At 63.3% G+C, this 10,398-nt stretch carries 8 protein-coding genes; 2 read left to right on the top strand and 6 right to left on the bottom strand.

Annotation, left to right across the window (positions count from 1 at the left end; translation table 11 throughout):
- The 3 genes from ligA to RR842_RS00285 all read right to left on the bottom strand — a co-directional run bounded on the left by ligA (position 1) and on the right by RR842_RS00285 (position 3,212).
- Positions 1-2,133 (bottom strand): NAD-dependent DNA ligase LigA, encoded by a 2,133-nt coding sequence (ligA, locus tag RR842_RS00295; protein WP_332521420.1) that lies wholly within the window; start codon positions 2,131-2,133, stop codon positions 1-3.
- Positions 2,134-2,325: 192 nt separating this feature from the next.
- Positions 2,326-2,916, bottom strand: a complete 591-nt coding sequence (locus RR842_RS00290) for a DUF308 domain-containing protein (protein ID WP_332512096.1) — start codon at positions 2,914-2,916, stop codon at positions 2,326-2,328.
- A 56-nt stretch (positions 2,917-2,972) separates the two neighbouring features.
- Positions 2,973-3,212 (bottom strand): hypothetical protein, encoded by a 240-nt coding sequence (locus RR842_RS00285; RefSeq protein WP_332554114.1) that lies wholly within the window; start codon positions 3,210-3,212, stop codon positions 2,973-2,975.
- Between RR842_RS00285 and RR842_RS00280 the strand changes: the two genes are divergently transcribed.
- Both RR842_RS00280 and RR842_RS00275 read left to right on the top strand, forming a co-directional pair.
- On the top strand, positions 3,211-4,083 hold the full coding sequence (locus tag RR842_RS00280; RefSeq protein WP_332728773.1) for an NAD(P)H-hydrate dehydratase: 873 nt from the start codon (positions 3,211-3,213) through the stop codon (positions 4,081-4,083). The genes RR842_RS00285 and RR842_RS00280 overlap by 2 nt on opposite strands.
- Positions 4,084-4,459: 376 nt before the next feature.
- Positions 4,460-5,467 (top strand): hypothetical protein, encoded by a 1,008-nt coding sequence (locus RR842_RS00275; RefSeq protein ID WP_332728771.1) that lies wholly within the window; start codon positions 4,460-4,462, stop codon positions 5,465-5,467.
- 579 nt (positions 5,468-6,046) lie between these two features.
- On the opposite strand, the gene acpS is transcribed toward RR842_RS00275, so the two are convergent.
- The 3 genes from acpS to RR842_RS00260 form a co-directional block, all read right to left on the bottom strand.
- Positions 6,047-6,580 (bottom strand): holo-ACP synthase, encoded by a 534-nt coding sequence (gene acpS, locus RR842_RS00270; RefSeq protein WP_332518386.1) that lies wholly within the window; start codon positions 6,578-6,580, stop codon positions 6,047-6,049.
- Between the two features lie 319 nt (positions 6,581-6,899).
- Complete coding sequence (locus tag RR842_RS00265; RefSeq protein ID WP_332512104.1) at positions 6,900-7,778, bottom strand: TetR/AcrR family transcriptional regulator; 879 nt, start codon at positions 7,776-7,778, stop codon at positions 6,900-6,902.
- Between the two features lie 77 nt (positions 7,779-7,855).
- Positions 7,856-10,396: a YhgE/Pip domain-containing protein gene (locus tag RR842_RS00260; protein ID WP_332728770.1), complete on the bottom strand. Its 2,541-nt coding sequence runs from the start codon at positions 10,394-10,396 to the stop codon at positions 7,856-7,858.
- Positions 10,397-10,398: the final 2 nt, after the last annotated feature.

Here is a 10,398-nt window from a genome sequence, read left to right as displayed (position 1 = left end):
CTACGCCTCCGCAGGCACTTCGCCGATCTCCAGAATACGAAGCAGCGCCGCTTCGTCCAGCACGGGCACGCCCAGCTCGACGGCTTTGTCGTACTTGCTGCCGGCCGCCTCGCCCGCCACGACAAAGCTGGTCTTCTTCGACACGCTACCCGACACTTTGGCGCCGCGCGCCTTCAGCCCCGCACCCGCCTCGTCGCGGGTCATCCCGCTTTCCACCAAGCTGCCCGTCAGCACGAACGTGAGGCCCGCCAGCGTTTGCGGCAACTCCTCGCCCACCTCAAGCGCACAGTCCTCAAGCGACACGCCGCGCTCGCGCAAACGCTCGATCACCACCACGTTGTCGGGCGTGCGCAGGAACAGGTACACCGTGCGCGCGATCTTCGGGCCGATGCCGTCGATGGCAGCCAGGTCATCCTCGCTCGCGACCATAAGCGCTTCGATCGTGGGGTACGTGCTTGCCAGAAGCTCGGCGATGGTTTTCCCCACATGGCGGATGCCCAGACCGAACAGGGCGCGGGCGAACGGGCGCGTCCGGCTGGCGTCGATGGCGGCCACCAGCTTTTTCGCCACGGTTTCGCCCAGGCGGATGGGCTCGCCGTCCTTGTTCACGCGGCCCATGTCCAACAGTGCGAGCTCGGTCTCGTCAAGCGTGTAGTAGTCGGCCACGTCGCTCACCCGGCCCGACTCCACCAGGCGCGAGACGATCTCCTCGCCCATGCCGTCAATATCCAGCGCACCCCGGCTGGCCCAGTGCAGCAGGCGCTCAAGCGCCTGGGCCGGGCAGTCGATGGAGATGCAGCGGTAGTCAACCTCGCCGTCCTCGCGAATCACCGGCGAGTTGCACGACGGGCAGCGCTCGGGCATCTGCCATACGGCAGCGTCGGCCGGGCGCAGGGCCAGCACCGGCCCCAGCACCTCGGGGATCACGTCGCCCGCCTTGCGCACGATGACCGTGTCGCCCATCCGCACGTCCTTGCGCTGCACTTCGTCTACGTTGTGCAGCGTAGCGCGCGCCACCGTGGAGCCGGCCACCACCACAGGGTCCATCTCGGCGACCGGCGTGAGCTTGCCCGTGCGCCCCACCTGCACGGTTATATCGCGCAAGAGCGTGGTCTTCTCCTCGGGGGGGAACTTGAACGCGATGGCCCAGCGCGGGGCGCGCGCCGTGTATCCCATAGATTCCTGCTGCAAGAACGAGTCCACCTTCACCACCACGCCGTCGATCTCGTAAGGCAGGCTCTCACGGCGCAGGATGGCCTGTTCGCAGAAGGCATGCACCGCCGCTACCGTATCGCAGCGCTCGACATCGGGGTTCACGTGGAACCCGGCCTCGCGCAACCACTGCAGCAGTTCCCACTGACCGGAAACGGAAAGCGCCCGCTCGTCGGCCACGGCATAGATGAAGGTAGACAGATCGCGCCCTGCGGTGATGCTGGCGTCCTTCTGCCGCAAGCTGCCTGCGGCGGCGTTGCGCGGGTTCGCGAACGCCTGCTTGCCGTTTGCCACAGCCGCCTCATTCAACGCCTCGAAGCTGGACTTCGGCAGATACACCTCGCCACGCAGCTCCACGGGGGCAGCAGCATTCGTCAGCCCCGACGAGGTGCCGGGCCGCAAACGCAGCGGCACGTCTTTCACGGCGCGCATGTTCGCCGTCACGTCCTCGCCCGTCGTGCCGTCACCGCGCGTGGCGGCACGCACCAGCCGCCCGTCGTCGTAGGTCAGCGCAATGGACGACCCATCGATCTTCAGCTCGCATACTACCGGCACCATGCGGCCGAACGCTTCTGTCACGCGCTCGATCCAGGCGTCCAGCTCGCTCAGGTCCATGGCGTTGTCCAGCGAGTACATGCGCCGCGCATGGCGCACCGGCGCGAACTGCTCGCCTACGAACCCGCCTACGCGCTGGGTGGGGCTGGCCGCGTCGTAGAATGCAGGATGGGCCGCTTCCAATTCGCGCAGTTCGTGCATAAGCGAATCGAAGGCGCCATCAGATATCTCCGGCGCGTCTTGGGCGTAGTACAAGTAGGTATGGTGCTCGATCTCGCGGCGCAGCGCCTCGATGCGCGCACCCGGGTCGCTCGTCGCCTCGGCAAGCGCTCGCTCGTCGAGCAAGTTCTGCTGTTCGTCTGCCATAGCCGTCTCCGTCGTCGATGTTATGCCCGGTATGGGAAGAAGGCCCCGAACGCGGGGCCTTCTCGTCTTTTCACTCTGATTTTATCACGCCATGCCGCCGCAGCGCCGACAAGGTCGCGGTTCCCTAAGACCCGACAACGCAAAAACAACGAACTGAATCGGACACGCTCCGCCTAGCAGCGGGCTTGGGCACTAAGCCAGCACTCCCTTGCTGGTATTCCATCCGTAGAACACCAACGAAATGCCGCGCATCAGCACAAACACCGCAAGGAAGATGCTGAACGTGGCCGGATTCACGAAGAACGTGATGCCGCACAGCACGCTGATGATACCCGAGAACAGCATCCAGCCCCACAGAGGCGCACCCGTACCTTTGATCTTGATGGAGCCGACAATCTCGAAGATGCCGAACACCACAAACCCGATGCCCACGATCCAGGGGATAACGCCCGCAAGCGCCAGCGGATGCAAAAGCAGCATCAGGCCGAGGATGATATCGAGCACTGCGTAGGCGATCGCCCAACCCGACAGGTTCATCTGCTTGTGGAAGCGCACGTAATTGACGATATCGAAGATTCCCGACACCAGAAAGCCCGCGCCCGCAATGGCCGTGAGGGTAACTAGGGTAAGCCCCGGCATCAACATGATGAAGAACGCGCACACCACCAGCAGGATGCCCGCAACAATAAGTCCCCAGTCCCTCTTCTTCGCCGTCTCCATGCGCCACGCTCCTTCGTCGAGTATTCCGCGCAGCACGCCATCGACCGCGCGCACCACTGCCATGATCACCGACTATTGTACCGCACGCACGCTTCATGCAAAGGATGCCGAAGAGACGTTTACGCACGGTTACCAGCCGTTTCCGCACAAAAGGCCGGCAGCGGCGCCTCTCGGAGAAAGGCGCACGCCAACCCCAGCCACTGCCACTCTCCACCCGAAAGCCCTTCGCCCAACTCGCCAAGCCGGGTGTCCAAGCCGTGCGGCAACCGGTCGATCACCTCAGACAGCGCGGCGGCTCGCACAAACAGCGAAAGCGCGCTAGAATAGGCGCATTGCTTCTCACGAGAAGGCGGTGCCATGGAACCTGTTCGGGAATACAGCGAAGACGAGCTCATAGCGCTCCTACCCCTGCCCGCCGACGATGCGAATAAGTACACACGCGGCATGCTCGCCGCAGTAGTCGGGAGCGTGCGCTATCCCGGCGCCGCCTGCCTTGCCGCCTCTGCGGGCCAGCGCACAGGAGCGGGCTATACCGAAGTGCTCACCGATCCAAACGTCGTGGGTATCGTCCAAGCCTGGCGGCCCTCCCTGGTCGTGCGCCCTTGGAGCGAGCGCGCGAGCATCAATGCGCCCGCAACGACGGGCAAGCCGCGCGCTTGCATCGTGGGCAGCGGGTTCGATGCCGACGACGCGGCCTCAGGCGATCTGGTGCATTTCGTGTTGAAGCATGCGCGAATGCCGGTGCTGGTGGACGGCGGCGGTTTGGGAGCACTTGCCTCGGAAAAGGGGCAGCGCCTGCTCGAACGGCGCTTCCTGAACGGCTGGGATACCGTCGTCACGCCCCATGGCGGCGAGGCCGCACGCCTCGCGCACGCATACGCACTGCCCACGGACGATCCCGCTACGCTCTCGCGCCTGCTCGCGCTCGCCTTCGGGGTCACTGCCGTAGTAAAAGGCCCGGACACCTACTTCTCGGATGGAGAAACCGTCGCGCGCATGGCCCACGGCACGGCCGCACTGGCAAAAGCCGGAACGGGCGACGTGCTCGCCGGCATGATCGGCGCACTGCTCGCTCAAGGCATCGCGACCCTCGATGCCGTTGCGCTCGGTACCGACCTGCATGCCCGCGCGGGACGTATCGCCGCGTCGCAGCTCTCGGCCATCGCCGCGACCGCCGAGGACGTCGTCGAGCGCATCCCCGCCGCCATAGCCGAGCTGGCAAGCGCCTAGCTGAAACCCTCGGCGCCTTCGATGCGCGCCGAGCGCCATCTGGACTGCCGAAGTGCATAAGCAATACCGAAGTGCAGCCGCTCAATAAAGACGGCCACCATCGCATGCATCCGCAGTGCTCCTCGATCTGTCCGCGACCCGTCGCTTTTGCGGCAAGCCCCGGGTTCGCACAGCGGATTGCCGCGAAACCCCCTGTTCTTCCAGCAGGGATCCAGCGAAACGACAGCAGGGATCCAGCAAGGTCCCAGCACGCATCCAGCAAAAGCCCGTCAACATCCAAGCACGCATCCAGCATGGATCCAACACCGATTCAGCTGCAATCAAGCAGGGAAAAATTGTGGATAACAGCACGTCAAAGTCATGATAGACTGCCTGCATGAAAATCGTCATCAGCCATAACTCCGCGCTGGAATACTGGCGCTCATCCACGCCCCCGCAACAGGATTCCTCTTGCACAGCGAAAGCACGCACGCTTGATCGCCAGCAGCCCTCGCTCGCTCAAATTGAAAACCTTGGGCTCCGACAGTACGGAGTGCTGTCGGAGCCCGTGCATGTACTTGCTCGGGGAAGTAAAGCGAGGAAGCCAACCGGCAAAGCTGTGCACCATACCAGCATCATCGAATTGCCGGAAGGCGCCCTCGTCGGAATCGCCACATGCGGCAGCGGCAAATTATACGTCAGCTCTCCCGAATTATGTTTCATTCAAATGGCGGGGCAATTCACACTCCCCCAGCTTATCGAGCTCGGTTTCGAGTTCTGCGGGCTTTATTCGCTGACGGACAACGGCCCCCGGGGATTCTTCCCAAGGCACCCGCTGACAAGCATTGAGAAACTTCGAAAGTTCTCCGATCGCTCCGGTGGCTTGCACGGAACCAAACTTGCGCAGCGGGCTCTTCGTTTCGTAGTACCGAACGCAGCATCTCCTCGTGAAACCGCCCTTACCATGCTCCTCTGCCTTCCCTGCGCACTTGGCGGTTACGGGCTGGACAAACCAGAGCTCAACTTCCGCAGAAACGCCGATAGAAGGAACCGACGGCTGTCCGACAAGAGCTTTTACCGCTGCGACCTTTGCTGGCCGGAAAGAAAGCTCGCTGTAGAGTACGACAGCGATCTCCACCACACAGGATCCGAACGCATCGCAAGCGACTCGAGGCGACGCAACGCCCTCACTTCACTGGGCATGACCATGCTGTCGGTAACAAAGAAGCAGATCAACAACTATACGGAGTTCGATAGAGCATCACGCCAGATAGCCCGCCACCTGGGAAAGCGCATCCAACCACGCAGCAAAGACTTTGTATCAAAGCAATTCGAACTGAGAGCGTATCTCCTGGGTCGAACGATATCCCCGAAGTCGGGGTATGAAGGTGACACCCCGCAATAGTGAAACCATGTCTCACGTGCCGAAAGAATCCCAGCACAACAAGATCCTCGAACTCCCTATCGCAGCAAAACGAACTCCACCTGCAACGCTTGCGGAGGCAGGCAGAGGACTCCTAACGGGGTCCTCAAGGCAAGTGATGCCGCAAACCACTGAGGCCCGGTACGCCTGCGCTGGGAGCGCGCGGGCGCGAAACAGGGCGCGAAACACAGGCGTCCTCCGCTAAACAGGTAAGAGCGCCTGTTCGATCGTGGTATCTTTTCAGCAGCTTGCCCGGCATGCAGCCACGACGACCGCGCCAATTCTGGTTTAGCGGGAAAAAACGGACGATGCTGTGCAAAATTTTCGTTTTCCGGCATCGAGGAAGGTGTTTTTTGCGCCTTCATGCAAGTCGATTAGTACCTTCAAAAAACATATCGGAGGATACACTCCTCTGACCTGCGGCTTCAAAAATCAGACTACGCGAGCTAGAGGAAGTCCGGCGAAGAGGAAGCTTCCTTGAGGCGGGAAAACGAAAAATCTGCACAGCATCGCCTCAAAAAGTCCGAGGAACGGCTTCTGCGCTTCTTGGCCTCTCGACGTCTACTGCGCAGCCTCGCCCTTCGCAGGTGCCGGCTTCGGCTCTAGCTCGTCGAGCATGCCGCGGGCTTCTTTGAACTGCTTCGCCAGCTCTTCCATGGGGTCTACGCGCTTCTCGGCCGCGCGCAGAGAATCCTCGGTGATGGCCATGGCGCAGGCGACGGCCTCGGCATGGGTGAACGACAGCGAGATAGGCAGCTCGCGCACGCCCTGCTCGCGGGCAATCTCCTTAGCACGGCCGGACAGGACGGCATAGGGCCGGCCTTTCGCATTGCGACGCACCTCGATGTCGCGCACGCCGATCCCGCGCGAGAACCCGGTGCCGAGCGCCTTCACCACCGCTTCCTTCGCGGCGAAGCGCGTGGCAAAGTGGACCTCGGGCACTGCGGTGGACTCGCAGTAGGCGCGCTCGTCTTCCGAGAACACCCGCTGGGCGAAGCGGGGCGTGCGCGCGAGAATCGCCTTCATGCGGGCTATCTCCACGATGTCTACGCCTAGGCCCACCGCACCTTCTACCGGCATGTTCGCTTCTTGCATCGAATGCTCCCTCTCTGCCTTCCCCTTGCTAACTTCGCAGGATTCCCTTACCTACCCTAAACCAAACGCGACTACACGGGAGACGCCCCGACGCGAGTCGGCAAACGCCTGCCCCGGTGCACCTACCCCGCCGAACACGCATGCTCCGGCGGCATACGCCGAAAAGCATGCAAAACCTTCGCAAACTGCCCGTTAAGCTGTTTTGGCTCCGGCGGCATACGCCGCAAAAGCATGCAAACTTTCCCAATCCTACCGCAGCATCGATCCCGGCAGGTCCCCCCGGATTCGCTGCGACGAAGGCATCGAAACCCGTGCGATTCTATGACAAGAGGCCTGGGCACGCATTCGCGTGGCGCACGAAATCGCAAATGCGCTCAATAAACGCATCTTTCGCAAGCCGCACGTCGGACTCGGAGAACGCCTCGGCCAACGTGCAGGAGCCGCCCTGAACGTCGCTTGGACGATCGTCATCCACCAGATAGTAGAGCGTGGTGGTGAGCACCATGCCCACCAGCGCCACCGCCTCGAACGCTGCATCGATCTCGGGGCGGATGAAACGCTCGGCCTGGCCACGCGTCAGCTGGCTTTCTATCAGATGCAGCAGCCGGTGCTCGAAACCGCGCATGTTGCCCGACCACACGCGCCCTTCGCGCCACAGCTCCGACACGAAAAAGCGTCCGAACGCCTTGTTCTCGAAAATGCGGGTGGCGAAGGCCTCTATCATGCCCATGAGCGCCTCGGGCGCATTCGGGGCGGCCTCGGCAACGCGCTCGAACTCTCCGATAACCTGATCTATCCCCTCTTCCAGAATGCTCTCGGCCATAGCGGCCTTGCTCTTGAAGTGGTAATAGGCCACACCCTTAGACACGCCGGCAGCCTCTACGATCTCGTCCACCGTAGCTGCGGAGTAGCCCTTCTCGCCTATGACGGCCAACGCGGCACCCAGCAACTGCCGCCGCGTCGCATCGGCCTTGCTACTGCGTCGCGCAGGCTTGCCCCGCTTCGCCGCCGTCCCTTCGGCATTGTCCGTGTGGGTATCGAACGCCTCCGCATCTTTCCTGCGCACGGCCGCTCTCTCTTCCGTGGCTCCCGCTCGCGCAATCGTCGCCGCCTCGCCAGAGAGCGTCGCCTCACCAGAGGGCACCGCCGCTTTCGCACCCTTTGCGCACCGAGGTGCCGCTTCGTTTTTTCCCGCCATGTCTCCACCTCCGCGGTCCGCCACACGCGCGCCGGACCGCTTCATTATACGTTACCGCGCCATCCGCCACGAGGGCATCAACCAAGCTGCAGCACCGGGTGCAGGTCCTCCATGCGAACCGTGCGTCGGCGATACGCCACGAAGCACGTCAGCGCGAAGCACACCGCGCCTATGGCGAACAGCACGAAGCACGAGAAGGCCACAGCACCGTAGTCCAAGCCCGCCATGATCTGGCGCATGCCCTCCACCACGTACGTCATGGGCATGTAGGGGCTGATGGCCTGGAAGAAGTCCGGCGTCGTCTGGATAGGGAACGTGCCGGCGCACGCCGTGAGCTGCAACATGAGCAGGATGATGGCCAAGAACTTGCCGGGGAACCCGAACGCCGCCATGAGAAACTGCATGATAGCCGCGAATACGAGCGCGGTCAGGTAGCCCATGGCATAGAACGCGGGTACGTTGTCTATCTGCAGCTGCAAGCCGAACTGGAGCACCACCATGAGCAGCGTGGCCTGGATGAGCGAGAAGAACGCTACCGGCAGGTAGTTCGCCAACGCCACCATGACGGGGTTGCCGCCGGAAAGGATAAGGCGGTTGTTGAGGGGCTTGAACACGAAGCCCGCCACCAGGCCGCCCACCCAAAGGCCCAGCGCCATGAAGTACGGGGCGAAGCCGGTGCCGTAGTTCTTCACCGTGGTGTAGTAGTCGTTGGCAAGCTCGATCGGAGAACTCATAACCTCGGACTTGCCGTTGATGTTGGACGTCTGCTCGGCGGCGGTGTCGGCGCCCTCGGCCAGTTTCTCGGACAGCTCGCCCGAACCGCCCACGGCATCGTGCAGGCCCGTGGTGAGCGTGGCCGAGCCCTCTTGCAGCTGCGTGGCGCCGGAGGCGATCTGCACGGAGCCGTCTTTGGCGCTCGTCGCGCCGGAGGCGAGCTGCGTGGCGCCGTCGTTCAGTTGGTTAGCACCGGACACAGCCGATGAGGCACCTGCGTCCACCTGGTTGGCACCGCCGGCAACCTGGGAGGCACCCGCCACGAGCGTGGACATGTTGGCGTTCACCTGCGAAGCGCCGCCGTCGATCCGCAGGATGGCTGCACGAAGGGCCGGCGACTGCTGCACGAGCGGAAGCAGCTGCGACGACAGGTTGTCGTAGCCAACACCCAAGTTGTTCAGGCCACCGCAGAGCGTCGTGGACGACGTGTCGGACGCCGCGCCGATGCCGGCGGCCATGAGGTTCGCGCCACCAAAGAGCGTGGCATCCGTCGCGTCGGAGGGCGAGCCGATACCGGCAGCGAGCTGGTTGAGCCCGCCGTTCACGGTGCTTGAACCCGTATCGTTCGCAAAGCCGATGCCTGCCTGCATACCCGAAACGCCCGCACCGATGCCCTGGGCGTACTGCTGCGCGCCCGCATTGGCGGCGACAGCCTGCTCGACGGCCGCTTTGGCGGTAGGGTTCGTGTCGCCGATGGCCGCGAGCGCCGCTTGAAGCGCCTGGTCCTGCGAGGTCAAAACACCCGACAGCGACTGGGCGGCACCGCCGACGCCCTGCAAGCCCGCCGACAGCGAGGCAACGCCGCCCTTGACGCCTGCAACGCCGCCGGACAGCCGCCCTGCTGCGCCTTGCAAGCCCGACGCCCCTGCTGCCAGCTGGCCCGCCGCACCCTTGAGCCCTTCGATGCCGCCGGAGATCTGCTGCGACCCCACCTCAGCTTCCTGGACCTTTTGGTTGTCGGGAAGCGCTGCGGTCTGCTGCGCCAGCTGACCCGCGCCTGCCGCCAGCACGCTCGTGCCGTCCGCTTGCAGCTGCGACGCGCCACCTGCGACGCTCGATGCGCCTGCAGACACCTGCGACGTGCCGCTTTTCAACTGGTTCGCACCCGATACGAGAGAACGCGTGCCCTGGCTAAGCGTAAACGTGCCGCCAGCCAACGTGCCCAGACCGCTCTCGAGCGACGCAGCGCCGTCTTTCAGCGTGCCGAGGTTGGTCGTAATGGTCTGGCTGCCGTCCTTCGCCGTGACCAAGCCGTCTTTCAGCGTGCCGGCCCCGTCGGCGGCCGTGCGGATGTCCTTGCCGGAGTCGGCCACGCGGTTCAGCACCGTCTCCCAATACTGTTTGGACACGGTGCCGCTCATGCGGGTGCGCACCTCCTTCCACACAGTCTCGCCGATCTGGGAGGCCAGCATGTTTTCGCTTTGGTTGTACTCTATCTTGAGCTTCGCCTTCTCGGGAGCATCGCCGTCCACCGATGCCACGCTTGCGGAAAAGTCCGCGGGGACCGTGCACGTCATGAAGTACCTGCCGTCCTCAAGGCCCTTCTGCGCCTCGTCGGCCGAAACGAAGTTCCACTGCAAGCCATCGTCGGTGCCCTTGAGTTCGTCTACGACGTCGTCGCCCAGATTGCGGCTTTCCGCAGCGATGACCGCGCCCTTATCCTCGTTCACCACGGCCACCGGTACTGTGTTTAGGCGCGCGTAGGGGTCTTGAAACGCCGCCAGGTACAGCGCGCCGTACAGAAGCGGCATGATAGCGATGGCAGTGATGACCATCCACATGATCTTGGATGCCGTAATGTTCTTCCACTCAAGCCCGGCGTAGCGCACACCTTTGAACGCCATGG

The sequence above is a fragment of the Gordonibacter sp. genome, from assembly GCF_036667095.1.
In the GTDB taxonomy this organism is placed as follows: Bacteria; Actinomycetota; Coriobacteriia; order Coriobacteriales; family Eggerthellaceae; genus Gordonibacter.
This window is presented reverse-complemented; position numbering and strand designations above follow the sequence as displayed.

Coding starts and splice junctions, on each gene's coding strand:
- ligA (WP_332521420.1), bottom strand. CDS start 2,133: ATGGCAGACGAACAGCAGAACTTGCTCGACGAGCGAGCGCTTGCCGAG.
- RR842_RS00290 (WP_332512096.1), bottom strand. CDS start 2,916: ATGGCAGTGGTGCGCGCGGTCGATGGCGTGCTGCGCGGAATACTCGAC.
- RR842_RS00280 (WP_332728773.1), top strand. CDS start 3,211: ATGGAACCTGTTCGGGAATACAGCGAAGACGAGCTCATAGCGCTCCTA.
- RR842_RS00285 (WP_332554114.1), bottom strand. CDS start 3,212: ATGGCACCGCCTTCTCGTGAGAAGCAATGCGCCTATTCTAGCGCGCTT.
- RR842_RS00275 (WP_332728771.1), top strand. CDS start 4,460: ATGAAAATCGTCATCAGCCATAACTCCGCGCTGGAATACTGGCGCTCA.
- acpS (WP_332518386.1), bottom strand. CDS start 6,580: ATGCAAGAAGCGAACATGCCGGTAGAAGGTGCGGTGGGCCTAGGCGTA.
- RR842_RS00265 (WP_332512104.1), bottom strand. CDS start 7,778: ATGGCGGGAAAAAACGAAGCGGCACCTCGGTGCGCAAAGGGTGCGAAA.
- RR842_RS00260 (WP_332728770.1), bottom strand. CDS start 10,396: ATGGCGTTCAAAGGTGTGCGCTACGCCGGGCTTGAGTGGAAGAACATT.